The organism is Pseudoalteromonas sp. SWYJZ98 (genome assembly GCF_015864495.1).
Classification (GTDB): Bacteria; Pseudomonadota; Gammaproteobacteria; order Enterobacterales; family Alteromonadaceae; genus Pseudoalteromonas; species Pseudoalteromonas distincta.
Window position 1 is genome coordinate 62,775 of sequence record NZ_JADYXA010000010.1, and the last position, 25,884, is coordinate 88,658.

General features: G+C 37.9%; 27 protein-coding genes and 2 tRNA genes. 12 read left to right on the plus strand and 17 right to left on the minus strand.

Translation table 11 applies throughout. The annotated features are described in order from the left end of the window. Positions 1-6: 6 nt before the first annotated feature. The 14 genes from I6F10_RS09015 to I6F10_RS09080 all read right to left on the minus strand — a co-directional run bounded on the left by I6F10_RS09015 (position 7) and on the right by I6F10_RS09080 (position 13,727). On the minus strand, positions 7-2,106 hold the full coding sequence (locus tag I6F10_RS09015) for a DUF1302 domain-containing protein (RefSeq protein WP_165743181.1): 2,100 nt from the start codon (positions 2,104-2,106) through the stop codon (positions 7-9). 253 nt (positions 2,107-2,359) lie between these two features. Continuing rightward, positions 2,360-2,581, minus strand: coding sequence for a DUF2835 family protein (locus I6F10_RS09020; RefSeq protein WP_033011738.1), 222 nt, complete (start codon positions 2,579-2,581; stop codon positions 2,360-2,362). Continuing rightward, the gene (gene pepN / locus I6F10_RS09025; protein ID WP_165743179.1) at positions 2,582-5,176 is read right to left on the minus strand and encodes an aminopeptidase N; all 2,595 of its coding nucleotides are present in this window, start codon (positions 5,174-5,176) and stop codon (positions 2,582-2,584) included. A gap of 47 nt (positions 5,177-5,223) precedes the next feature. Beyond that, entirely contained in the window at positions 5,224-6,687 is a 1,464-nt protein-coding gene (gene nhaC / locus I6F10_RS09030; RefSeq protein WP_197098738.1) for a Na+/H+ antiporter NhaC, read from the minus strand. Positions 6,688-6,868: 181 nt separating this feature from the next. After that, complete coding sequence (gene prc, locus I6F10_RS09035) at positions 6,869-8,893, minus strand: carboxy terminal-processing peptidase (protein ID WP_165743176.1); 2,025 nt, start codon at positions 8,891-8,893, stop codon at positions 6,869-6,871. Between the two features lie 26 nt (positions 8,894-8,919). Then, positions 8,920-9,570 (minus strand): RNA chaperone ProQ, encoded by a 651-nt coding sequence (gene proQ / locus I6F10_RS09040; protein ID WP_002961909.1) that lies wholly within the window; start codon positions 9,568-9,570, stop codon positions 8,920-8,922. Between the two features lie 15 nt (positions 9,571-9,585). Continuing rightward, positions 9,586-9,864 carry a hypothetical protein gene (locus I6F10_RS09045; RefSeq protein ID WP_002961910.1) on the minus strand — a complete coding sequence of 93 codons (279 nt, stop codon included), beginning with the start codon at positions 9,862-9,864 and terminating at the stop codon, positions 9,586-9,588. Next, entirely contained in the window at positions 9,864-10,322 is a 459-nt protein-coding gene (locus I6F10_RS09050) for a GAF domain-containing protein (RefSeq protein ID WP_002961911.1), read from the minus strand. The genes I6F10_RS09045 and I6F10_RS09050 overlap by 1 nt, the downstream gene beginning before the upstream one ends. Before the next feature lie 128 nt (positions 10,323-10,450). Continuing rightward, positions 10,451-10,831 carry a hypothetical protein gene (locus I6F10_RS09055; RefSeq protein ID WP_002961912.1) on the minus strand — a complete coding sequence of 127 codons (381 nt, stop codon included), beginning with the start codon at positions 10,829-10,831 and terminating at the stop codon, positions 10,451-10,453. 173 nt (positions 10,832-11,004) lie between these two features. Then, entirely contained in the window at positions 11,005-11,250 is a 246-nt protein-coding gene (locus tag I6F10_RS09060) for a hypothetical protein (protein ID WP_024594562.1), read from the minus strand. A 13-nt stretch (positions 11,251-11,263) separates the two neighbouring features. Beyond that, the gene (locus I6F10_RS09065; protein WP_165743175.1) at positions 11,264-12,076 is read right to left on the minus strand and encodes a CPBP family intramembrane glutamic endopeptidase; all 813 of its coding nucleotides are present in this window, start codon (positions 12,074-12,076) and stop codon (positions 11,264-11,266) included. Positions 12,077-12,194: 118 nt separating this feature from the next. Next, positions 12,195-12,572 (minus strand): LytR/AlgR family response regulator transcription factor, encoded by a 378-nt coding sequence (locus I6F10_RS20200; protein ID WP_231619909.1) that lies wholly within the window; start codon positions 12,570-12,572, stop codon positions 12,195-12,197. An 890-nt stretch (positions 12,573-13,462) separates the two neighbouring features. Next, a tRNA-Ser gene (locus I6F10_RS09075) sits at positions 13,463-13,553 on the minus strand. Positions 13,554-13,636: 83 nt separating this feature from the next. Beyond that, positions 13,637-13,727: transfer RNA gene (locus tag I6F10_RS09080), tRNA-Ser, on the minus strand. A 251-nt stretch (positions 13,728-13,978) separates the two neighbouring features. On the opposite strand from I6F10_RS09080, the gene I6F10_RS09085 reads away from it, so the two are divergent. Genes I6F10_RS09085 through I6F10_RS09115 form a run of 7 tightly spaced genes read left to right on the plus strand, consistent with a single transcriptional unit; the run spans position 13,979 to position 17,118 of the window. Next, positions 13,979-14,644, plus strand: coding sequence for a Bax inhibitor-1/YccA family protein (locus I6F10_RS09085; RefSeq protein WP_008133668.1), 666 nt, complete (start codon positions 13,979-13,981; stop codon positions 14,642-14,644). A 55-nt stretch (positions 14,645-14,699) separates the two neighbouring features. Then, positions 14,700-15,053, plus strand: a complete 354-nt coding sequence (gene tusD, locus I6F10_RS09090; RefSeq protein ID WP_024596911.1) for a sulfurtransferase complex subunit TusD — start codon at positions 14,700-14,702, stop codon at positions 15,051-15,053. Next, positions 15,050-15,406 carry a sulfurtransferase complex subunit TusC gene (gene tusC, locus I6F10_RS09095; RefSeq protein WP_002962696.1) on the plus strand — a complete coding sequence of 119 codons (357 nt, stop codon included), beginning with the start codon at positions 15,050-15,052 and terminating at the stop codon, positions 15,404-15,406. The genes tusD and tusC overlap by 4 nt, the downstream gene beginning before the upstream one ends. Next, complete coding sequence (locus tag I6F10_RS09100) at positions 15,403-15,669, plus strand: DsrH/TusB family sulfur metabolism protein (RefSeq protein WP_008133664.1); 267 nt, start codon at positions 15,403-15,405, stop codon at positions 15,667-15,669. Before tusC ends, I6F10_RS09100 begins: the two co-directional genes overlap by 4 nt. A gap of 3 nt (positions 15,670-15,672) precedes the next feature. Continuing rightward, positions 15,673-16,002 carry a TusE/DsrC/DsvC family sulfur relay protein gene (locus I6F10_RS09105; RefSeq protein WP_165743173.1) on the plus strand — a complete coding sequence of 110 codons (330 nt, stop codon included), beginning with the start codon at positions 15,673-15,675 and terminating at the stop codon, positions 16,000-16,002. Next, positions 16,002-16,688 carry a pseudouridine synthase gene (locus I6F10_RS09110; RefSeq protein ID WP_024604803.1) on the plus strand — a complete coding sequence of 229 codons (687 nt, stop codon included), beginning with the start codon at positions 16,002-16,004 and terminating at the stop codon, positions 16,686-16,688. Before I6F10_RS09105 ends, I6F10_RS09110 begins: the two co-directional genes overlap by 1 nt. Continuing rightward, entirely contained in the window at positions 16,681-17,118 is a 438-nt protein-coding gene (locus tag I6F10_RS09115; protein WP_024600509.1) for an NUDIX hydrolase, read from the plus strand. Before I6F10_RS09110 ends, I6F10_RS09115 begins: the two co-directional genes overlap by 8 nt. Before the next feature lies 1 nt (position 17,119). Here I6F10_RS09115 and I6F10_RS09120 read toward each other — a convergent pair whose 3' ends face one another. Then, the gene (locus tag I6F10_RS09120; RefSeq protein WP_165743171.1) at positions 17,120-18,391 is read right to left on the minus strand and encodes a sensor domain-containing diguanylate cyclase; all 1,272 of its coding nucleotides are present in this window, start codon (positions 18,389-18,391) and stop codon (positions 17,120-17,122) included. Positions 18,392-18,752: 361 nt separating this feature from the next. Here I6F10_RS09120 and mnmA point away from each other — a divergent pair, with 361 nt between their 5' ends. The 5 genes from mnmA (at position 18,753) to I6F10_RS09145 (ending at position 23,716) form a co-directional block, all read left to right on the plus strand. Next, complete coding sequence (gene mnmA / locus I6F10_RS09125) at positions 18,753-19,853, plus strand: tRNA 2-thiouridine(34) synthase MnmA (RefSeq protein ID WP_002962705.1); 1,101 nt, start codon at positions 18,753-18,755, stop codon at positions 19,851-19,853. Continuing rightward, entirely contained in the window at positions 19,853-20,455 is a 603-nt protein-coding gene (hflD, locus tag I6F10_RS09130; RefSeq protein WP_165743169.1) for a high frequency lysogenization protein HflD, read from the plus strand. Before mnmA ends, hflD begins: the two co-directional genes overlap by 1 nt. A gap of 31 nt (positions 20,456-20,486) precedes the next feature. After that, the gene (gene purB / locus I6F10_RS09135) at positions 20,487-21,857 is read left to right on the plus strand and encodes an adenylosuccinate lyase (protein WP_002962710.1); all 1,371 of its coding nucleotides are present in this window, start codon (positions 20,487-20,489) and stop codon (positions 21,855-21,857) included. Positions 21,858-21,945: 88 nt separating this feature from the next. Then, entirely contained in the window at positions 21,946-23,103 is a 1,158-nt protein-coding gene (locus I6F10_RS09140) for a ribosomal protein uL16 3-hydroxylase (protein ID WP_165743167.1), read from the plus strand. 154 nt (positions 23,104-23,257) lie between these two features. Then, positions 23,258-23,716 (plus strand): GNAT family N-acetyltransferase, encoded by a 459-nt coding sequence (locus I6F10_RS09145; protein WP_165743165.1) that lies wholly within the window; start codon positions 23,258-23,260, stop codon positions 23,714-23,716. 62 nt (positions 23,717-23,778) lie between these two features. Here I6F10_RS09145 and I6F10_RS09150 read toward each other — a convergent pair whose 3' ends face one another. Continuing rightward, positions 23,779-24,225 (minus strand): DUF4826 family protein, encoded by a 447-nt coding sequence (locus tag I6F10_RS09150; RefSeq protein WP_165743163.1) that lies wholly within the window; start codon positions 24,223-24,225, stop codon positions 23,779-23,781. 117 nt (positions 24,226-24,342) lie between these two features. Then, the gene (locus I6F10_RS09155; protein WP_165743161.1) at positions 24,343-25,746 is read right to left on the minus strand and encodes a M28 family peptidase; all 1,404 of its coding nucleotides are present in this window, start codon (positions 25,744-25,746) and stop codon (positions 24,343-24,345) included. Positions 25,747-25,884: the final 138 nt, after the last annotated feature.

Here is a 25,884-nt window from a genome sequence, read left to right on the forward strand (position 1 = left end):
TTACCCCTAAATAGAATATTTTAAGTTAAAAGAAACGTAATCGCGATCTGAGAAAGTATTAATATCGCCGCCGCCCCAAAACGAGTTGTAGCTCACGTCAAGTGACCACGCATTTTGGTAGTTAAAGTTCATGGTCGCACCTAAAGATTTACGGTCTTCAATAAATAAGAACATAGGGTCTGGTGTATTACCATTTACGTCATGAGAAAATACAAAACGAGGAGAGAAATTAATACCATCGTAAAGGTCATAATAATCACCTTTAGCAATTAAGCGATATCCCCAAGAAGATGCAGTAGCAAATGATTTTTGCTCTGCACCATTTGAAAGACCAAGTTGCAATGTAGTGTAATCAGTTGTGCCAGGCCCAGTAATAACGCCACTTCGCCCAGTACCCGATACGTTTAAACGCATCTCGTCGTATTCAGGCATGTTATGAATTTTTACAGCACCCACTTCACCAACAACAGCCCAACTATCAGCCCCTAATGAAGGGCCAAATAAATGTGTTGCAGTAAACTGTAATTGTGATGTATTACGTTCAATATACCCTTGAGCAACTTGACCAGGTCCTACAACACTGATGTCGTCGCCTAAACTCATTTGTGAAATACCCGCAAAATCAGGGCGGATACCAGCAACCGCTAATTGCTCAGGCATCGCTGCATACAAAAGCTCAACATCATCAATTTGCAGAGGCTCGTCTTGACGAAAAGCAAATTCACCCGCAAAAGCTGTTTCACCAATAGTGGTGTTAAAGCTCAAACCGTATAGTTTAATATCTTCTGGGTAGTCGTTTTCAGCTTTAGAAAAGGCAGTTAAATCAGCAACATTATCAGAGGTAATTTCTGTCGTCATAATCATCGCTAAATCTTGCGCAATTGCTTCGTTTGAAAAGTTTGATACGCGACCAGAGATAAGCGGACGACGACTGTGGTAGTTCACATGGTATAACGCAATTTCAGTATCATTAAACTCAGGTAAAAACACCCCTAAACGAAGACCGTACTGACCGCCATCTTCAGGTTCTGTTTTACCATTATCCCCTTTGCCTTTTAATGCAACCTTAGTTGGGTAAGCAAGATACATTTGGGCTAGTAAAGCGCTTCCTTCAGCACTTAAAGGATCAATACCTTGAGCAGCTGCTGCTAATGCAAAATCAGATGTTAGGTTATTTAAACTATCCGTTAAAAAAGCAACATCAATATCAGGATTAGACGTAAAGCCTAACTGAACATTTTGTTGGTAACCATTTTCTGCAGCAAAGTCATTAGTAGAAAAATACGTGCCAGCTGCTGGTAGACGCGTTTCTTGCCATTGATATTGGTAGAAACCTTCAAGCGTAATATTTTCAGTAATACCAAGCGATGCCCAAAGCATACCTACAGGTATAAATGCTTCTTTAAGCTCAGCGCCTGGTGCTTTCAATCGGTCAATATCAACTGGGTTTACGTTAATACCATGAGATATAAGCGTACTTTCACCCCAGTTAACTACTTGCTGACCTAAGCGAATTGATAATGGGTTATTCCCGTCGTTTAAATCAAAATTAGCCCAAACGTATGCATCTAGTAAACGGATATCTGCACAGCTTTGCTCTTTTGTATCTTTATCGTCACACGGGTCAACACCTTCACCAGAAGTTGGGTTTGAATAAGCGCGATCGCCATCCATCAACGCAAAATCATAAAAGTACATAAAACGTGTAAACAAACCATAATTATCTTTATTTATTGAAAGGTCGTGTGTTCCCTTCAATAGTTTTGAGAATGAGTCACCACTGTCAAAATTTAAATTACCCGCATCACCATTGTTTGAGTAAGAGCCGGGTTGTGCCCATACATCTTGTGATGAGTAAATAGTGTTACTTAGTGCAGGGTTGTAACCTGTCCAGTCAAAAGCTGGATTATTACTTTTACCAATTAAGTTAAAGTCCCTGTCTTCTACACGGACGCTTTGCCCATATGAAAAGGTTGAGTCGAAGGTAATATCAAAACCCCCAGCTTCAAATGTTACAGCTTGAGTACTGGCTGCAGATAAACCTAAACTAGCGGCTGCTAAACCTATAGCGATTTTATTTTTAACAAAAAGCGATCTTCTTATCATTTTGGTTCCCCCCTGTCGCGGGTCATTTTGTGTGATCAAGTTATTGTTTTTAGTGTCATCGTAACGATAGAAGCGAATCAGTAAAATTACAAATAGTCGCATTCAATCTGTCATATATTTCTTATTCTGGTTGACGCTTACGTATTGGTAAGACGTCGTACCAGATAATTTATACACGTTATTTTACAATAGGACAAATTGAAATTAACAAAAAGACAATATTTTTATGCTTTTATAACATGAAAACAGGGAGCTAAGCCACGCGCTCAATACGAATGAATTTATTTTCGGGGGTTAATAATATTCTAAAACGCCCTCTTATACCTAGGCTGGTAATAAAAGGTCTTAAATGATTAGCAGAAAAACGTACCGTTTTCCCGCCATCTTCTACAACTTGTAAAGAGCTAAAACGGCCATGGTAGTAATCCATGCACTCGTTATAGCTCAATCTTAAGGTAAAATAATACTCAATCATTTATACGAGCGCTTTTTCAACCTTTTCATACAAATCAGCACTTAGCCCATCTAGATTAGCTAAGCGTTGTAATTGCAGTTTCATTGCTTGAGAGCGAACATCATCGTAACGTTTCCATGACATGAACGGTGTTAACATACGAGACGCATTTTGTGGATTAATTGCATTAAGTTTTATTAATAAGTCACCTAACAACGTATAACCTTGGGCGTCTGAACGATGAAATTGTGCTGTATTAAAGTGACTAAAGCTTCCTACAAGTGCACGTACACGATTCGGGTTTGAAAAATCAAAACACGGATGTTCGTAAAGTGCCTTAATATTGTCTATAGCATTATTGCCTGATTGCATAGCTTGCAGTGCAAACCACTTATCCATCACTAAAACATCATGGCGCCATTGACTATCAAAATGACTCAAAAGCTCTTCTTGTAAAGGGTGGGATGCTTTTACCACTGCGCTTAGTGCACCAAGTACATTGGTCATATTAGTAGAACTTGCGGCTTCTTTAATAAAGCTTACAGCCTCTGGCTTTTGAGTTTTAGCCAAATAATGCAAGCATATTTGTTTTAAAGCGCGCTTAGCAACGGAGCTTGCACTTATACTGCCATCATCTTCAAGAGATTCGTAACAACTAAGCAGTTCATCAGCAAGTTCGTCAGCAATTTGTTGCTCGAACTTTTCTGTTATTTCAATAATCTCATCAACAAGTATTACTTCAAATTCAGCGGCTAATGTATCAAAACTTGGCAGTTTAAACAGCTCTGCAATTAAGGCTAAATCGCCCTCTTTTGTGTTTATAAGTACACGTAGCGCATTTATAATTTCGCTGCTTAACTCGCTATTAGTCGTATCGGTAATCTGAGATTTAATCGCTTTAATAAATAGCTGCTGTTGTGCATCCCAACGTGAAAAATCACTGCGTGCAAAACGCATAATATGCAATAGTTCGGGCTCTGTTGTTTGCTGATTTAAAATACAAGGCGCAGAAAAATCTTCCAGTAAAACCGCAACGGGCTTCTCTAAAATATTATCAAAGCTAAATGTTTGAGTCGTACTTGTTACATCAAGTACATGATCTAGCTTTTTACCTTTATATTGCAGAGCTATACTTTCCCCATTCGCATCAAGTAATTCAATAGCAAATGGAATATGAAGCGGTTTATTATCTGGCTGATTATCCGGTGCTGCTTGTTCTATTGTTAATGTATACGTATTTGAACTGCTATCAAAATGTTGTATTGCATTTAAGCGCGGGGTACCCGATTGACTATACCACAGCTTAAATTGCTCTAAATTTACACCTGATGCATCGCTCATTGCACTGACAAAGTCATCACATGTTACTGCTTGCCCATCGTGGCGCTCAAAGTAAAGTGTCATCCCTTTTTGAAAATTAGTTTCACCTAGTAACGTGTGCATCATACGGATAACTTCAGCACCTTTATCGTATACTGTTACAGTATAAAAGTTATTCATTTCAATAACTTTTTCAGGACGAATTGGATGCGCCATAGGGCCTGCATCTTCGCTAAACTGATGCGTACGCATTACTTTAACAGCATCAATTCGGTTAAGTGCACGAGAACCTAAATCACTACTAAACTCTTGGTCTCTAAATACGGTTAACCCTTCTTTTAGCGATAACTGAAACCAATCTCGGCACGTTACACGATTGCCCGTCCAGTTATGAAAATATTCGTGCCCTACAATAGATTCAATCGTATGGTAGTCTTTATCTGTGGCTGTTTCTTGATTAGCTAATACGCATTTACTGTTAAAAACGTTTAGCCCTTTATTTTCCATCGCGCCCATGTTGAAAAAATCGACAGCTACAATCATATAAATATCAAGGTCATACTCTAAATTAAAGCGTTCTTCATCCCACTGCATTGCCTTTTTGAGTGAGGCAATAGCATGGGGTGTTTTAGATAAATTACCTTTATCAACAAACAATGCTAATTCTACATCTCTGCCGCTTTTAGTCGTGTACGTATCTTTTAAAACATCAAAATCGCCCGCTACAAGTGCAAATAAATAGCTCGGCTTTTTAAATGGGTCTTGCCATTTCACAAAATGACGACCATCTTGTGTTTCACCACTATCTACTTGATTACCATTAGAAAGAAGTTGTAGATACTTTTTATCGGCAATAATAGTTACATCAAACGTGGCAAGTACATCAGGGCGATCCATGTAATAGGTGATCTTTCTAAAACCCTGCGCTTCACACTGTGTACAATACGCACCGCCAGATAAATACAAACCCTCTAAAGAAGTATTCGTCTCAGGCGATATCTCGGTCACAATACTTAATTGGCAACTATCCGGTAGGTTATTAATTATTAGCTGCTCGCCAATAATTTCATAATCAGTTATATCAACCGTATCAATAGATAAAGACAGTAAGCTTAAATCAATACCATCAAGCACTAAAGGTGCTTTTTTATCACCAACACGAGTAAGCGTTAGCAAAGAGCTTACTTTGGTTGATAATGGCTGTAAGTCAAAGGTTAGCTCTGTGTGGTCAATTAAAAAATCAGGAGCTTTATAGTCTTTAAGATATTGTGCTTGAGGTTTACTTGATTCAGTCATAGATACTCCAAAACAGCTCCTTTTAAGTTAAAAGGAGCTGTTTAAAATTAGGCGGATTGTTTTGGCTTAATACGTAAAATTTTAATGCCCAAGTAGGCATAAACCACCGCTAAAACAGGGTTAATTAAGTTAAAGAAAGCGTAGAGTGCATAATCAAAAGGATTTATTAGTAAAACGCTTTGCATATATGCGCCACACGTGTTCCATGGAATTAGTGGGCTGGTAATTGTACCGCCATCTTCCAATGTACGAGATAAGTTAACAGGCTTCAAACCACGTTTTTCATATTCATTTTTAAACATACGACCAGGTACAACAATTGCAATATATTGATCGGCCGCTATCACGTTAGTACCAATACACGTTGCTATTGTTGCCGCAATTAACGATCCCGTACTTTTAGCTATTTTAAGTATGCTTTTAACAAAAATATCCAAAAGGCCTGTTTTTTCCATAATGGCACCAAACATCAGTGCAGTCATAATAAGCCATGTGGTTGTAAGCATTCCGGACATACCGCCACCACTGAGTAGGGAGTCCATTTTGTCATCGCCTGTACTTATGCTAAAACCATCAAAAAACGTCGTCCAAACAAGCTTAAAATAGCCAACTAGCTGCCCTTGAGAAACATCAATTTGGCTAGCAATTAAATCAGATTGAAACAACATGGCCCAAACAGCGCCCACAACAGCACCGATAGAGATAGCAGGAAAAGCAGGCATTTTTTTAATCGCTAAAACTAAAAGTACAATTAGCGGGATTAGCATTTCAAAACCAATATTAAAGTTTTGCTGTAAAATAGCCGTTATTTCATCAATACGCCCCGCTTCGCTTGAAGCAGTTGCGTTAAAGCCCATGAATATAAATATAATCAGTGCAATTACAAAACTTGGTACTGTCGTCCACAGCATATGTTGAATATGCTCAAATAAATCAGCGCCTACAACTGCTGGCGCTAGATTTGTTGTTTCTGACAGCGGGCTTAACTTATCACCAAAGTACGCGCCAGATATAACAGCGCCTGCTGTAACTGTTTGTTCAAGTCCAAGACCCGTTGCAACGCCTAATAAAGCAACACCTATCGTAGCGGCAGTAGTCCAAGAACTACCTATACTCATAGCTACAATGCCACAAATTAAACAACTCGCTGCATAAAACCAACTTGGGTTTATAACTTGCAAGCCATAATAAATTAAAGTTGGTACAGTTCCAGAAAGTAGCCAAGTGCCAATTAACGCACCTACCATAAGTAAAATTAGGATAGCGCCAAGTGAAAGCGTTATACCTTCGATCATAGCTTGTTCTAATTTTTTCCATGTATAACCGTTTTTAAGCCCAATTAAAGCTGCTGCAAAAGTAGCAAATAAAAGTGCAATTTGGTTAGGGCCTGATGAAGAGTTATCACCAAATAAGTAAACTGCAGCACCAAGTAAACAAATTAATACAGAGATAGGAATTAATGCATCAAAAAACGAGGCGGGCTTGATTGGTTTGTCATCCAATAGCTTCAAAGTAGAGACTCCTAGACACACTTACTGTGTGTTTAATTATTATTTTTAGCACGTAAAGCGCATTAATTGAGCATGATTGATCTAGCTCAACTTTATGTAATCAAGGATTATAACAATTTAGTAAATTTTAGGTAGTAAAAAAGGCGCCAATGCGCCTTTTTTACAGAGGTAAAACCAGTTATTACTTCTTAGCTATACGACCATAATTTATATAATCTTGAGTAATTAATGCAGCCTCTTCCAAAAATGGGTCAAGCTCTTCAATTACTTCTGGTATATCGTCTAAGTTTTCTACCGGATCTTTACCTAAACGCTTAAGACGTTCGTTAGTACGTACAAGTGCACGTGCTTCACCTTCATCTTTTTCTTTAATACGGTCTGCTTCAACTAAAGAGATAGTTTTACGGTCTTTCTCTTCGTTGTATAAGGTAATGTCATTAAATACATAACCAAATTCTGGCTCTGATTTAATTCGTACTTCGTGTTGTTTTTCAAGGTACGTAATAATAGGGGTTAAATTACCTAGTTTTTTATATTTCGCTTTAACAATGCTGTCCCAAGGAAGTGCATTATCTTGCTTACTTTCGCCCCACTGTGCAGGATCAATTGCTGATGGAAATGAAATATCAGGGATTACACCTTTATGTTGCGTGCTACCACCGTTAATACGATAAAACTTAGCAATAGTATACTGTACACTACCTAACGCATTATCGTATAGGTCATAAGCACGGCCTAAGCCTTTGTGCTGCTGTACAGTACCCTTACCAAATGTTTGCTCACCAATAATTACAGCGCGACCGTAATCTTGCATTGCTGCTGCGAATATTTCAGAAGCAGAAGCACTGTAACGATCAACTAACACAGTTAAAGGGCCGTCATAGTAAGTTATACCATCACGATCTTTTTGCTCTTCTATACGGTTATTTAAGGTATGAATTTGAACAACTGGGCCCTGGTCAAAAAATAAACCTGACAATTGTGTTGCTTCATATAATGAACCACCACCATTTTGGCGCAAGTCAATAATAATACCATCAACCTTTTCTTCTTTAAGCTTAGCAAGTTCTACTTTTACATCTTTCGAAAGATTATTGTAAAAGCCAGGAATTTCAATCACCCCAATTTTACTTGTTAAATCAGAATATTTTGCTTCAAATACTTCTGATTTAGCCGCTCTATCTTCAAGTCTGATTTTATCGCGAGTGATTTCTACAACTTTCGGAGCGCCGTGAGCATCAACACCTTTTAAATACTGTAAACGTACTTTAGTCCCTTTAGGACCTTTAATTAAATCAACTACGTCATCTAAACGCCAGCCAATTACATCTACAAACTCTTCGCCATCTTGAGCAACACCAATAATGCGATCATCAGCTTTAATTTGATCTGTTTTATCTGCAGGGCCTCCCGGCACTAAGCTGCGAATAACAGTGTAATCTTCATCAGGGCTTAATACGGCACCAATGCCCTCAAGCTCTAAGTCCATATCCATTTTGAATTGCTCTGCACGACGTGGCGATAAATAAGACGTATGCGCCTCAATACTGCGTGCTAGCGAATTCATAACAATTTGAAAAGCATCTTCTGAATTTGATTGTACTAAACGTTTTTCTGCATTTTTGTAGCGTTTGGTCAGCACCTCTTTAATGCCTTCCCAATCTTTACCCGTCATTTTTAAACGCAGTGCGTCGTACTTTACACGCTCACGCCAAATTTCATCAAGCTCAGCTTGTGACGCAGGCCATGCTGAATCTTCACGGTCAAAAAAGTATTCATCTTCTTTATCAAACGTCATCTCTTTTTCAAGCAGAGTAAGTGAATACTCGTAACGTTCAAAACGGCGTTTAAGACTTAAGTTAAAAATATCAAACGTAAAGTCTAATTTACCGGTAGTAATAGCGTTATCAAAGTCATCACGATATTGCTCAAATGAGGCGATATCGCTGGCTAAGAAAACGCTTTTATTAAAATCAAGGGATTCGATATAACGATCGTACACTTTACTAGAAAGCTCATCGTTAAATCGAACCGGTGTATAGTGTGAACGAGCAAATAAGCTAGCCACTCGTTTGCTAGCAGTACCATGTTGACTCTCTTGCTTGAGCTGGGGTAAATCGTTAATAGTAACGGCTTCTACAGCAGCAAATAATGAACCTGAAAACAGGGCAGCAACTAACGGAATGAGCGTAAACTTTTTACTCATACACAACTCCTTAATTTATTTACAACTTAAACAATGTATAAGCTGTCAGCTTTGGTTTTAACTTGCATACCTGTTACTAACTCAACATGAACATCATCTTTGTTCACTTCAGTTATTACTGCATTTACAAGTGCTTGGCCAAGTTTAACCTTAACCTTATTATTAACCTTGACCTCAGTTGCTGGCAAAGGTTCAATTTTTCCTGAACGCTTAGCCGGCGCTGCTTTAGCAGGTTTGTTAGCTGCAGGAGCGTTTTTATCGCCTGGTTTGCTAGCATGAGCTGGTTTTTTCTTGAAAGATTTAGAATCTGAATCTTGGCGAGGACGCTGTTGTTTTTTGCGTTTAGCCATTTTAGCGCGGCTTTCTTCCAATGCTTTTTGTGCATGGTCGATATGCTCTTGCTCAACTTTTTCACCTTGATTACCATCAAGATCAATACGAAACTCTGACTTGGTCACAGCTTCTAAATAACGCCAGTTAGACGTGTATTTTCTAAGCGCTTGACGAACTTGAGTCTTACTTACTTTTTCAGACCCTTCAATACGCTCAGCAATATCTTTAAAAATACCTACTTTAAGCGGCTTGATGCCATCTTTTTGTTTAAAACATTGTGGGAATTCTTGATATAAAAATTCCAACACTTCATTAATATCTTTTAGCTTGTTTGTGGTTTCCATTTTAGAACCTATTTTTCACATCTTTTCATCAAGGGACGAATCGACGTAGTGTGTTACCCAGTCGACCAACTCTTCGAAATCGGCTTCTATAACAGCCATATCACCTCGAAGGTGTTCCCAAATACCATTAATTGTTTCATCAATAAATTCACATTCTGAATCATCTGGAAGACGATCCCATGCAATATGAATCAAATCATTGAGCGTTTCCGCTACATGTTCTTCTTCGCCTTCCCAGTCGCCAACATCTTGTACAGCAAATAGGTAGTCTTGAACATTTAGCAAATCTTTCATTACAAGCTCGCCTCTAAGCATTTTACTAATGCTTCTAGACCGGCTTTATCGTCAGCATCAAATCGACCAATACTCGGACTATCAATGTCTAGTACAGCAAATACTTTACCATGTTTCATGATAGGTACAACCACTTCAGAATTAGACGCTGCATCACAGGCTATGTGGCCGTCAAAAGCGTGAACATCTTCAATTAATTGTGTTTCTACGGTTGCCGCAGCAGTTCCGCATACACCTTTTCCTACTGGAATACGAATGCATGCAGGGTTACCTTGAAACGGACCAAGTACTAATTCAGTAGGAGAATCCATAAAGTAAAAGCCCGCCCAATTTACATCCTCTAAAGAGGTAAATAACAGCGCGCTTATGTTTGCCATATTGGCAATTACATTGGATTCACCAGCTATCAGCGATTCAGTTTGCTTAACTAATGACTGGTAAAAATCGTGCTTTTGCATACCAAACTACTTCTTATTAAACATACAGTAGCTAAAGGTACTCTTTGTCGTGAAAAATTGGAACCTTTTGGAGGTAAAAAAAAGGAAATCACACCGTTTATCAGTGCGCTTGGTTAATAATGCTGCGATTATTTTTTTGCCGTTTTACGAAGACCAAACAAAAACAGCCCAGCAGCGAATGCTGACATTACACTATTGATCAAAAATATCTCCCCTGTTGTGGCACTTAATAAGTAACTAAATATCGCTCCGCCTAGTAGTCCAAGAGTTAATACCCCTGAATAATTAACTTTAGAATACTTAAACATGAGTAAATACCCAGGCACAACAAAAGCAGCCATTGTTAAGCCTACTATGTGTGCATTTGATATAGCAGTCATTAATAAGGTAAGAAATATTGATACAAACTCGCCTTCAAGCGTAAGTGAGTAATAAACACCAAGTAAACTGCCTACAATAACAGGCGATAATAACGAAAGCCCTACGCTTTTTGCTAGCTGATGTTTCATTTAAAATCCTTAATACACAAATCTAAATTCTATGTATAAAGCATGCACCAAGATCTAAAGGTTAGAAACAGAGACTATGGTCGTAATTTATGATTAAAAATAAACCTTATTGCAGTATGAGCCTATTACTTTATTAATAGGCTCATAAGTTTGGGTCACACTTATCAAAATGCTTATAACTTAGCTATTTTATTTGATAACTCAAAATGGCTAGATGTTACTATTTCCTCAAGCACTGCCACCCTTTTGCTCAACATCGCTGTTTGTTCCTCTAATTTTGTTATCTTGTTATTATTTAGTCCTTTAAATTTTGCGTGCGCTGCCATTATTGTAGTTTTATAGGTGAAATAACGTTTAGTAATAGTAAGAATCAAAAAGGGTGAGCTAAATATAATTATTACAATAAATAATTCTAGCATGGTCGTTTCCCAATCAATTTAAGTTAGCTTGTTGCGTGTAAAGGCCATTTTTAGTGCATTGAAATAATTTTGATAATGTAACTTCGCGCTGCTTTCCTCGTCGAATTAGCATCTCAACATACACAATACTTAACACAATGGCTGTTGCTTTAAATAAGTTACCTTGTAGATCACCTACTGCGCCACCCGACATACCAAATATTCCGTAAGCTGCATTCATAAAAATATGCATCCACATAGGAAACCAAATACGATAACCACATTCACAATATAGCCACGCAAACCATGTACCTGCTACAGTAGTGATTGCAACCGCCATCAATGCAGAAATCGCATCATTGCCTTGATAAATATGGCCCAGACCAAATATTACTGAACTAATTAATGCCGCAGGCACAAAGCCCCATCTACAATATTTAAATAAAACACCAAACAATGCAGCCCTAAAAATTAGCTCTTCAAAAAACCCCGCATAAACTGAGCCAGTTATTATTGCTAGTATTGATAGGTTAAGTTCATCACTCAAAAATCCATAACCTATTGCCATAGGAGTACAACAAATAATTGCTGCGAGTGCATAGTTAATAAAACCAGAGGAATTAAACCCTATAGATTCAAAAGGCTTACTTTGTTTAAACAAAATAATAGCCGCAATAACTAACGGTCCATATAAAAAAATATATTTAGCGGGGGTAAATAAAATGCCAGTTAGATTATCAAGTTCAGACAACCAGCTAGACCAACCTTCTCCCCTAAACTGCCTCATTACATAGTGGCAAAATACAAATATAGAAATTATTGCAAGTGCCTTGATAGCGTATTTCATATCTACTTTTCTCGTTAAGTTGTAAATTTCAACTTAATCTTGGCAATAGTAAAAATACAAAGCGACCTATTAGGTATCAATTACAAGATGAGGTATAAAGCCCATGTTTTAGGGGGGATTAACATGATTTTGGGATTAATGACAAAGCATCTTTGATTACTTTTACATAAGAACGAGACACAGGAATTTTAATATCAATTGTATGTAGCGATAATTGCAACCCTCCAGCATTACCACTGTAGTGTTGAATGTTTTGCAGGTTAACCGCATAAGAACGGTGGCATCGTAATATAATTGTTTTTTCTGGAAGCTGCTTTAATAAACCGCTAAGAGATACACGTAATAGTTTACGTGAAGTTGAAGCTCCTTCTTGTATTGTTATTTCACAATAGTTGTCTGAAGATTTAATAAATAAAATATGGTGAGGAGCCGCATTAATTTCGTCGTTTTTGTTATCACCTTTGAGAGTAATTGTCTTTAATTCAACTTCTCTCAACTGCTCTTGAGCAACGCTAACTTTACTTGGCTTAGTTAAATCTATTACATGCCTATTTACCACAAGTAAAAAAATAAGAGGAAATACACCAATACAAAAAATATACCCTACAAAAAGTAATTGATTCTGCCAATGCTAAGATCCAAGTACAGCAACCACAAAATACCCATGATTGAATATCGCAGTAATTAAAATATATGTGATAGGAATAATAATTAAACGGTTTAATTTACTTAGCTTAAACTTAAGTAACACTATTTCTATGAAACCTGACAATAGCAAAGCACAAAAGGTTACTAACCCATAGCCAAAAAGTCGCAGAAACTTGTAAGACTCGGTATCGCTTGAAGTGCCAAAAGGTTGAAATACAAAAAGTACAAAAAGCGTTATAAACGAAAACATGGCGGCACGATATACAACTAACTTTCTCGAATCTAGATCATCTTTGAGCCACAACATCCTATTTTTCATACCTTTAATCCACCAATGTTTAAAAATAGCACACATTAATATGTGCATTCCAACTCATTTAAAATTTTTTGTGATGGTAGTTTTATTAAAAACAAAAAAAGGAAGAGAGCATCAACGTTATTTAACATCAGAAGATGATGTGTCAGCAATTCTATCTGCTTTTAAGATTTTACTAATGAGAGATAAAACATGTAATACCAATTCGCTTAATTAAGTGATCTATTTTGAGGGTGGAAAAACGTGTTGATAGCTAGGCAATAAATTCGCTATTTAGTTGTTCAAAATGAGAATTTTTTAACGCATGGAGCGACACGTTTAGCCCCGCAAAATGATTAAGTATTATTGCGGGTTTGTATAAGTGTACTAATTGTGTTCCAAACACAAAAAAGCCCGCTAAATTAGCGGGCTATTCTGTTATATGGTGGAGAGATAGGGATTTGAACCCTAGATGGGCTATAAACCCATGCCGGTTTTCAAGACCGGTGCATTCGACCACTCTGCCATCTCTCCGATACTGCTAAGTTAAAAGTAAGAGTGTACTAATAACTATTTAAATGAATGATATTTTAATTACCACACACTTATTAAATAAGTGGTGGAGAGATAGGGATTTGAACCCTAGATGGGCTATAAACCCATGCCGGTTTTCAAGACCGGTGCATTCGACCACTCTGCCATCTCTCCGCACGGCCTGCATAATAGGGAAACCCATCCCTTTTGTGAAGCTTTTTTTTAAATTAATTGTTTAAGTGCTTAAAAAACAATTAATTTGTTTAAAGATAAAACAAAGTGTTTTTAATTTAGCCGTCAATATACTTTTATTTAAATATTTAACTCTATTGATCTACAAAGGTTTGCCCAAACATATAAGAGTTGGTAATCTAATTTTAGTTAAATTATCGAAACACACACGTTTCACTTAAAGGAGCTCTACAATGGCGTTTAATCAATCGTACAATACCGCGAAACCGGTAATGTCTACCATTGAAACAAACAAGGTACTTAAAAACACCTACTTTTTACTAGCTATGACACTTGCATTTAGTGCAGTTACAGCCGGTATTTCAATGGCACTACAATTACCTTACTTTATGGGAATTGTGTTTACACTCGTTTCGTTCGGTTTATTATTTGTTGTAAATAAAAAAGCAGATACAGCATCTGGTGTATTTTGGGTGTTTGCTTTCACAGGTTTAATGGGGGCAGGCTTAGGTCCATTGCTTAACCATTATGCTGCATTACCTAATGGCCCAATGCTTATTATGCAAGCCTTAGGTTCTACAGCGCTTATCTTTTTTGGTTTATCTGCTTATGCACTAAATACTAAAAAAGACTTCTCATTTATGGGTGGCTTTTTAACTGTTGGCTTAATCGTTGTGATTGTAGCAAGCATCGTTAATATTTTTATTGGCAGTTCATTGATGTTTATGGTGCTTAATGCAGCAGTTGTACTGATTATGTCTGGTTTGATTTTATTTGATACAAGCCGAATCATAAACGGTGGTGAAACTAACTACATTCGCGCAACAGTGTCTTTATACCTAAGCGTATATAACTTATTTACTTCTTTACTTGCTCTACTTGGCGCAAGTGATGACTAATTAAATAGTTCTGTTAAAATAGCCCCTTTATTGGGGCTTTTTTATTGGAATTGTTTTGGCACGCTTTGTTCTTTCATTACATACACCACCATCCGATCACGATACCACGCAACGCATAGTTAAATTTGCGAATGCATGTTTAGCCCAAGGGCACACCATTGATGCTATTTTTTTATACCAGCAAGGTATTTATCATGCATCTACCCACTTTGATTTATCCTCAGACGAGCTTCAAATTTCAGCACTTTGGCAGCAACTCGCTGATCAAAAACTAAATTTAATGCTGTGTGTTACCGCCGCGCAAAAGCGCGGGTTAGATATTAAAAACACAGGTGTATTTAAAGTCGCAGGATTAGCTGAATTTGCAATGCTTGCAAGCGACGCAGATAAATGGGTGCAATTTAAATGATAAACGTATTAGTAATGAGTCAGTGCAGCCCATTTGACGATTTAAATATTCGTGATGCACTTGATATGACATTGATATTTGCTGCTGTTGACCAAAATGTAAGTTGGTTGTTTAGCGGCCCCGCCGTTTTAGCTTTAAAAAAGCATCAACAACCAAACAATATTGGCTTAAAAGACTTTTTTAAAAATATTAAAACACTCGAAATATATGATGTTGAAAACATTTTCGTGTGTGAAAAATCATTGCTTGATTATGGTTTAAATAAACATGATTTACTCATAGAAGCAAAAGCTCTTAACTTTAGTCAACAACAAACACTAATTAAAGCGCAGCAACATGTGGTGAACCTATGAGTACGTTACATATATTTTCAAAGCCGCTTAACTATTACTCGGCAAATCAGCTAGAGAACTTAATTTTATCAGGCGATAAGGTACTACTTGTTGGTGATGCCTGCTTTGCAAAAAAACAATTTAGACAATTTGCAGATACACTGTTAATACTTGAACAAGACGCGCAAGTACGTGCAATAAAATTAGCAGATAACGATAAAGCAATTAGCTATGAAGACTTTGTGGCACTCACTTTATCAACTAATCAATCAATTACGTGGTAACTCATGCTTGAATTTAACAACCAACAGATTGAAACCGACAAACAAGGCTACTTGATCGACCATACTTTATGGTCAAAGGAGCTGGCGCCTGTAATTGCTACTCAAGAAAACATCACACTTAGTGAGCAACACTGGGAAGTCATTAATTTTGTTCGTGATTTTTACATTGAATATAACACCAGCCCAGCAATTAGAATGCTTGTAAAAGCAATGGCTAAAGCACTCGGTGAAGATAAAGGTAATAGCCTTTATTTATATAAATTATTTCCTAAAGGCCCAGCCAAGCAAGCAACAAAAATTGCCGGATTACCAAAACCAGCTAGGTGCATATAATGAGAGCTAAATCAGACAATAATCAAGCAACACAAGCCAAGCCAAAAAGAAGTACTGGGCGTACTTATTCACGCAGTGCACTTAACAAAACGCCATCTGGTAAAAGAGAAATAAAGCCGCAAATAGCATCTAAAGACAGAAAAATTGTGTTATTCAACAAGCCGTTTGATGTGCTATGCCAATTTACAGATGACGCAGACAGAAAAACGCTTGCTGAATTTATCCCTATTAAAGAAGTTTACGCAGCAGGAAGGTTAGACAGAGACAGTGAAGGTTTATTGCTTTTAACAAACTGTGGAAAATTACAAAACACCTTAACTGCTCCTGATAAAAAAACGAATAAAACCTACTGGGCACAAGTTGAGGGTGAACCAACGAGTGAATCAATTAATGATTTATGTAATGGCGTAGAACTTAAAGACGGGCTTACACTCCCCGCTAACGTTAAAATAATTGATGAGCCAACAATTTGGGCGCGTACCCCGCCTGTACGCGAGCGAAAAGCAATCCCTACCACTTGGCTAAGTATTACTATTAATGAAGGTAGAAACAGACAAGTTCGTCGAATGACCGCGCATATTGGACACCCTACACTTCGCCTCATCCGCTATAGCATTGGCAACTATACGTTGGATGATATTAATTGTGGTGAATACAAAGTAATTAAGGGCGTAGTTGATGCATAAACCGCATGTCACGGTTGCAGCAATAGTAAAAAAGCAAAACGAGTTTTTACTTGTAAAAGAGCGAGATAAATTTACAAAGCAAATTTGTTACAATCAACCTGCGGGTCATTTAGAGCAAAATGAGACACTTGCACAAGCTGCAAGCAGAGAGCTACTAGAAGAAACAGGCTTAACGCTCGAGCCTATTGGGTTTTTAGGTGTTTATAATTTGCATGCCGATAACGCAGTGCACTATTTGCGATTCTGCTTTTTATTTGAAGCGCCTAATAATATAAAAGCACCAACACCAATGGATTCCGACATCATCAGCGCTAGCTGGTATACATTAGAGCAAATAAAATCATTACCTCTTAGAAGCCCTTTAGTGCTCAAGTGCATTAACGACAGCTTGAATCGACCACCGTTAAGCTTAGAAACTATTTATAATTGATTTACTCTGAGCTTAGCGCTATACAATTACGTCCTTGTTTTTTAGCATAATAAAGGGCGTTATCAGCGGCTTTAACAAAGCTGACTTCATTACTATTTGTATAGTTGCTAATGGTATTAATGCCCATACTTATTGATAAAAATCCGGTAAAGCTATCTTGGTGAGCAATAGCTAAGCTTTCTACAGCCTTTTGTATTTGCTCTGCTATAAACAGCGCTCCTTGCCTATCTGTTTGTGGAAGTAAAACAACAAATTCCTCTCCACCATAGCGCGCCACAAAATCTTCTGGGCGACTAACCGTTGAAGCAATTTTTTGAGCCACGTCATATAAGCACGTATCGCCCGCTACATGCCCATACCGATCATTAAATTGTTTAAAATGATCAATATCGATAATAATCATCGATAGCATGCCTTCGCATTCTTTTGCTCGTTCATACTCATGCGTTAGTTTTTCATCAAACCGACGCCTATTTGCAATTTTGGTTAATGCATCCAAAAAGGCCATATCCCTAAGTATATCCTCTGCTTCTAAACGCTCTGTTGCATCATTAAAAACAGCTAAAAACTCTTCACCTATATCAATCCCTGAAATTTCCATCATCACTTGCGAGCCATCACGACAAGAAACTCGATAGTTATTTGCGGGTATGTCGTTATTGTTATTTAGTGCCTTTTCAAGAGAGTCTTGCCACAGCTCTTTTGCAAGTGCTCTGTATTGGGGATCTGGATACGCTTTTTCCCACCATGATTTAAGATTTGGCACATCTTCTACTGTATAACCAAAAACATCTACAAAACGTTGATTAACTTTTAAAATATCACCCGTCTTGGCACATACATTACATACTGGCATTGGCAAAACGGTAAATAACCTAGCGTAGTGACTTATCTCATGTTTGCGCATAGGGTTTAGTGTACTTTGAGGTAAGTAACTCATTGGCATATCATTTTTTTCTATACTAAGCTTTTCTTCCATTTCTAAAGCGAAATACCACTCAAGCCACCAGTGCTCTACATGCTCAAGCACCTTTAAATCAACGTTCTTTTTAACTGTTGAACCTTTTATTAAGCTAAATAACTCATGTACATGGTTTGGCTCTTGGTAAATATGAGGGTTTTTGGGTTTTATTAACTCATAAAAAAGATTATAGGCTGATTTTTTAAACTCTGTCGTCTTGCTAGAAAGTAATTCGCTATCCAAAAAATCCGGTTTTTGTGTGTAATGCTCGACTAAAGAATTTATCTTGTTTATTTGATAGGCATAATTCATATATTCATTCCATTGACTATATTTCAAGCGGCTTTAAAATGGTTTACAACCATATACTCACCACTATTTTATTTTTATTAAGTGTATATTTACCCTAGTAGTTTTGAAAGAAAATACTATTAATAAAACTCAATAACTACATGAATTATTCTATACTCTTAATTTATTAGTAAAGATCACTTTAATATTGCTAAAGTTACAGCCTGATAATGCGTTTAAGTCTAGTTTGCTATTTGTTATACAAATAAAATAGTGACAAATTATGTCCTTTGCCGCCCTACGCTCTTTAAGCACAAACAAAATACATGCTATAATCGCGGCCTTTCCAAGTTAACAGCAATCTGTATAAGCGAAATTATTCATGAGCGAAAATAGTCACATTAAAGTCATTGTTGGCATGTCCGGCGGTGTTGATTCTTCTGTATCTGCATATTTATTACAACAACAGGGCTACCAAGTAGAAGGCCTGTTTATGAAGAACTGGGAAGAAGACGACAATGATGAATACTGTGCCGCCGCTGATGACTTAAAAGATGCACAAGCCGTGTGCGACAAATTAGGTATTGAGCTTCACACAGTAAACTTTGCTGCTGAATACTGGGATAATGTATTCGAATACTTTTTAGCAGAGTACAAAGCCGGCCGTACACCAAACCCAGATATAATGTGTAATAAAGAAATTAAATTTAAAGCCTTTTTAGAATTTGCGGCTCAAGCACTCGGTGCTGACTTTATTGCAACCGGACACTACGTTCGCCGTGAACTTCGCGATGACAAATACGTAATGTGTCGCGGACTTGATAATAATAAAGATCAAAGCTACTTCTTATATACCCTAAGCCATGAACATATTGGCCAAACGTTATTCCCTGTAGGTGATATCGAAAAACCAGAAGTACGCCGCATAGCAGAAGAACAAGACCTAATCACGCACGATAAAAAAGACAGCACCGGAATTTGCTTTATCGGTGAGCGTAAATTTAAAGATTTTCTACAAAAGTTTTTACCAGCGCAACCTGGCGTTATCGAAGACACTGACGGTAACAACGTAGGCGAGCACGAAGGCTTAATGTACCACACACTTGGACAACGCAAAGGCTTGTTAATTGGTGGTATGAAGGAAGGTTCTGGCGAACCATGGTACGTAGTTGATAAAGATTTAGAACGTAACGTACTTGTTGTTGGTCAAGGTAAAGATCACCCTCGCCTATACAGTAATGGTCTTAATGCAAACCAATTACATTGGGTAGACCGCGTTGGCCCTAAAGGCACCACTCGCTGCACAGTAAAAACACGTTACCGTCAAGAAGACTTAAGCTGTACCCTACTTGTAGGTGAAGACGGCATGGCTCGTGTATTATTCGACGAACCACAAAAAGCAGTTACGCCAGGTCAATCTGCCGTATTTTATGCAGAAGATGTGTGTTTAGGTGGTGGTATTATTGACTCGGTGATTAAGTAATGAATGAATACCAAGTCATGGCGCTTGCCGCCATGTGCCAGGTTGCTAAACAAGTTCAAAAAATTGCCCAATACGGCAGCAACAACAAACACGATTTAGAAATCTTACTTTCAAGTATTATTCAAACATCTCCTGAATCTCCAGAGGACGTTTATCAAGGTACAGATAACCTGCGTGATGGCTATAAAACATTAATGGCGCAGCTTACTGCAGGCGCTCAAAAAGATGTTGAAATAGTAAAGTACGTAGGTGGTTTAATGCAGCTTGAGCGTGCACTAAATGCAAACGACAAGAGCTTAAACGAATTAGGCAAACGAATTGATGATATTCATCGTCGTTTAGATCATTTTGCTATTACCGACGAGAGCGTTGTTGCCGGTTTAGCAGATATATACTCGTCGGTGCTGAGCCCCCTTGGGCACCGAATACAGGTTTATGGTAAACCCGAGTTATTAAAACAGCAGCTCACTCAAAATAAAATCCGTGCCCTATTACTAGCCGGTGTTAGAAGTGCAGTATTATGGCGACAAATGGGCGGTAAACGCCGTCACTTTTTCTTTTCAAAAAGAAAAATACTCGCCATTGCTAAAACAAAAATTTAACTATCGTTCAAACTAAAATTTAGGAGTTATTATGGAGCTTTCAGCGTTAACGGCTATCTCTCCGGTGGATGGTCGCTACGGCAGCAAAACCACTGAACTACGCAGTATTTTCAGCGAATTTGGCTTAATTAAATACCGCGTAATTGTTGAAGTGCGTTGGTTGCAAGCGTTAGCTGCAGCAAGCGATATAAAAGAAGTACCTGCATTTAGCGAACAAGCAAATGCACTACTTAACGCTATTGTAGATAACTTCAGTGAAGCTGATGCACAGCGCGTTAAAGATATTGAACGCACTACAAACCACGATGTTAAAGCGGTTGAATACTTATTAAAAGAAAAAGTAGCCGATAACAGTGAGCTTCATGCAATCAATGAATTTATTCACTTCGCTTGTACTTCAGAAGATATTAACAATCTATCTCATGGTTTAATGCTTAGCGAAGCACGTAACAAGGTTTTACTCCCTTATTGCGATGAACTTTTAAGCGCAATTAAAGAAAAAGCGATTGAGTACAAAGCAATCCCAATGATGACTCGTACGCACGGGCAACCAGCTACACCATCAACGATGGGTAAAGAGTTTGCTAACGTATACATGCGTTTAAAGCGTCAACGCGACCAAATTGCACAAGTAGAAATGCTTGGTAAAGTTAACGGTGCTGTTGGTAACTACAACGCTCACCTTAGCGCATACCCAGATTACGACTGGCATACTCACGCAGATAAATTTGTATCAAGCTTAGGTTTAACACTTAACCCATTTACCACACAAATTGAACCGCATGACTATATTGCAGAGTTGTTTGACGCAATTGCACGCTTTAACACTATTTTGCTCGATTTTGACCGTGACATGTGGGGTTACATCGCACTTAATCACTTTAAGCAAAAAACAATTGCGGGCGAAATTGGCTCATCTACAATGCCGCATAAAGTTAACCCAATTGATTTTGAAAACTCAGAAGGTAACTTAGGTTTAGCAAACGCTATTTTTGCTCACCTTGCACAAAAATTACCAGTTTCTCGCTGGCAGCGTGACCTTACCGATTCAACGGTATTACGTAACTTAGGTGTAGGTATGGGCTATGCGATCATTGCATACCAATCAACACTTAAAGGTGTGAGCAAGCTTGAAGTAAACGAGCAACGTTTAGCAGACGAGCTTGATCAAAACTGGGAATTACTAGCCGAGCCGATTCAAACAGTTATGCGTAAATATGGTATTGAAAAGCCATACGAAAAACTTAAAGATTTAACACGCGGTAAACGTGTAAATCAAGAAATAATGGCTGACTTTATCGATGGTCTTGACCTTCCAGAGCACGCTAAAGTAGAAATGAAAAAACTAACACCTGCTAATTACATTGGTCGTGCTGTTGAGTTTATTGATGACTTAGTTTAAAAACTAAATTACTCTTTTAAAAAGCGAAAGGCTCATCCTTTCGCTTTTTTTGTTTTAACCCCATTGCACAAACTAGTAGGCATAATGTATGTATCAATTAAAAATAAATAATTTGTCTGAGCAAGAGTTTTTAAGCCATTTTTGGCAAAAAAAACCGCTTTTAATCAAACAAGGTTTTGCTGATTTTCAAGACCCGCTTGATGCTAATGAACTTGCCGGTCTCGCAATGGAAGAAAGCATAGAGTCACGTATTATCACCAATCATAAAAATGATTGGCAAACGCACCAAGGTCCATTTGAAGACTTTGAGCAGTTAACAGACGATCATTCTACATTACTCGTGCAAGCAGTTGATCACTGGCATAGCGAAGCTGCACAACTACTAGAGCCATTTAGGTTTATTCCAAACTGGCGCATAGATGATTTAATGATCAGCTATTCAACGCCTAATGGTGGTGTTGGCCCACATTTAGACCAATATGACGTATTTATTATTCAAGGCGAAGGTAAACGTCATTGGCGCGTAGGCCTGCCCGATCCAACACTTAAGCAGTTTGCTCAAAACAAAAAATTACTGCAAGTAGAAGCATTTGAAGCCGTAATCGATTGCATATTAGAGCCTGGCGATATTTTATATATTCCACCAGGGTGCCCTCACGAAGGTTACGCTGTAGAAAACGCACTAAATTATTCAGTTGGTTTTAGAGCGCCAAATCAACAAGATTTATTGTCGAGCTTTGCCGATCATATTATTGATACCGAAAGCGGCCAAAAACGTTATACCGATCACAACATCACGCTCAGAAAATCAAAAGGTGAACTTACAAACCTTGAAGTTGATAAAGTTAAAACACTGATGGCAGCACTTTTAGAAAATGACGATTTATTTAAACAATGGCTAGGCTCAACGCTTAGTCAGCCCAAACATGAAATGGATTTAGCGCCAGTAGAGCCTCCATTTACGTCAGAGCAAATAAGCGATGATTTAAGTGATGAAGAAACAGTGTTTGAACGCTTAGGTGGCACACGCGCTATTTATCAGCAACTCGATACAGAAGTTTTACTAAGTGTTAATGGCGAAAATTACGCCATGCCGTTAACCGACTTAGCGGCGGTAAAACTACTTACCGATCATACTGAGTTTGAAAGTTCAGCATTAAATTTAACAAAGCCAAGTTTAGTTTTTACTCAAACTTTTACTACACTTGTTAATGAGGGGCTTTGGTTTAATATAGACCACGAGTAATAATACCAATTATATTAATAATGATGAGCATTTTACAGCGCAAGATACTATGTATACAGGTCAGTTAAAATTTTTAATTTTCATCTGATATTGGCTTAAATAACTTTGCTGTGATTGCTTACTCATTTTAATTTGGTATCAATAGGAGTTTGCAATGGGCTATCTGGTTGATAAGGTTGAATGGGATATAAAAAAAGATTTGCTACAAAAAATTCGAGAGCGAGTTTTTGTTTACGAGTTACATATCCCCAAGCATATCGAATTTGATAGCCTAGATAAAATTGCATTACATGTACTTGTTACAGACGATGCAAACTGCCCAATAGCAACGGGTAGATTATGTAAAGATGGCTTAATCGGCAGAATAGCTGTATTACCTGAGCACCGTAATCGCAAAGTATATACATCGCTTCTAAACTTTATTGTAGAATTAGCTTCAAACCAAGGTATTGAAGAAGTAAGCATTAATTGTATTTTAAATGAAGTAGAGCGTTTTAAGCGCAATGGCTTTATTCAGCAAGGAAATGTATTTATGGAGGCGGGAATTCCTAGGCAACGTATGCAATGCTCTGTTTCGGCGTTTAATACAACCCCCTTCACACTTGTCCATTAGATAAAGCAAAGGGCAATAAATAAGCTATCACCCTCTACATTGTTACTTAACCCAAACTGTAGCTACTTTGACTCATTTGCCCACAGCGGTTCATTATCATACATTTCATACAAGCCATGTGCTCTATTTATAAGTAAGTTAGCAAAATCTACCTGCGTTTTATCACGCGCGCCTGTACTCATAATTTGATCCGCTTTTAATTGCCACTGCAAAGAAAAATAACGCATTGCATCGCGTGCATCTGTTGCCGCACTAACCTCAGCATGATCTGTAGGTAACCGCCCTGTTATTACCCAATATGTTTTACCGTTCTGTGCTTTAAATTTCCACATTGCACAAAGTGGTGCTAAAAATCGACTGTCTTTATCAACTACTGATTTTGGCATAATGCCCTTTTCGGCTAAATGCTTTTGCGCTGTTTGAAAACATTCGCGTTGCCACTGCATTCTTTGCTCATCAGTTATAACTTGTTCTTTTGCTGTTAACGGCTTTTTTTCTTGTTGTTGCATTTTTAATAACCTTTTACTTCTTTTTTAACACTCTAAGGGCTTAGTAAATAAGGTGCAAGTATAAAACGGTCATTTGCACCTTAAAGCGCTCTGTTTGCTGTGTTTTTAGCCAAACTATTATTTTATATTGTGATCAAACGAACCCACATCACCCGGAAAAACTACTGGAGACTCAATACCGTCTTTACTAACAGAGGCTACACCAAAGTAATAATTATCAATCACTACGTTTTTAAGTGTGTACTGTGAAACCTTACCAACGTATTTACTAAACTGCCATTGCGGCTCGCTCGTGTAACGCCAATAAATTTTATAGCCAGCAATATTTTCATCACTGCTTTCTTGCCATGAAAACGACGTATCAGCTGTAACAGCGCCCTTTATTTTAACTTCTTTTGGCGGTGCGGGTGCCCACGCCATAGATGCCATAGTAACCGCATTAAGTGAAGTTAACTTAGCCGTATAATCAAAATCAACGCCATCAATTGTATCGCCATACTCAACACCATTTTCAGTGCGTAAATCTTGATGCTGACGATCGTAGTGCTCGTTAGTTTCCATAATACGCACCGCTGCAAAACCTGCATCATTAAATGGACGATGATGCCCACCACGGCCAAATCTATCTAATCGATATACAAGCATTGTATCTAAATTAGGAATGTATCTGTCAGCAATAGTATCTATGTAGCGAGCTAAATTGCGACTCGCAGAATCGACTTCACCACCTGTAAAGCGGCGAGTATTAGCTTGCTCTTTTGTTTCTACAACACGGGTACCTTCTGAAAATATACGCGCAGTTGTATTATCAGTTACCCCATTAATACCGGTAATATTGCCAATCATATCGTTGTTTAAAACGCCATGAACTTGCCAGTCATGCTTTTGCGCATAAGCCGTTAATATTTTTCCGCCAAACAAACCCTGCTCTTCGCCCGAAAGCGCCGCGTAAACTACCGAACCATTAAATTTGTATTTACTTAAAACACGAGCTGCTTCTATTACTCCTGCCACGCCCGATGCATTATCGTTAGCACCCGGTGAATCACTCGTAAAGTCCATAACATCACTTACACGTGAATCTATATCACCCGACATAATCACCATGCGATTCGGCTCGTTCGACCCACGTTGAATAGCCACTATGTTAACCACTTCAACAGGATTAGGAATGCGTTTTTCGCCCGATATAGTGTCCTTTACTTCAATAATTTCCAGACAACCACCACACTGCACAGATATTTTTTCAAGTTCTTTTTTTATCCAACGCCTAGCCGCACCAATGCCTCGAGTATCCGATTTAGTTTCTGAAAGCGTATGGCGAGTACCAAAATCCACCAGCGTTTGAATGTCACTACCAATACGTTCGGGTGATACTTGAGCTGCTATATCATGTAATTTTTGCTGTTCTGTGTATTGAAGTTGTGTTTTCCCATGTGCTGATAATGCAAGTGTGCAGGCGCCTGCAATTGCAGTAAATTTAAGTAACGTTGTTGTGATTTTCAAAGGTGTTTTAAGCATCTATTAGCTCCTAATTATTATAGTGTAACCATTACTTAACTAAGATTTTATGGCAATACATTTGAGGTAGATGTAGAAAGGAGCACGCTAAGCGCATTTACAAGAGGTTACTAGGATAGTAAAAAGCCCACTACCTTT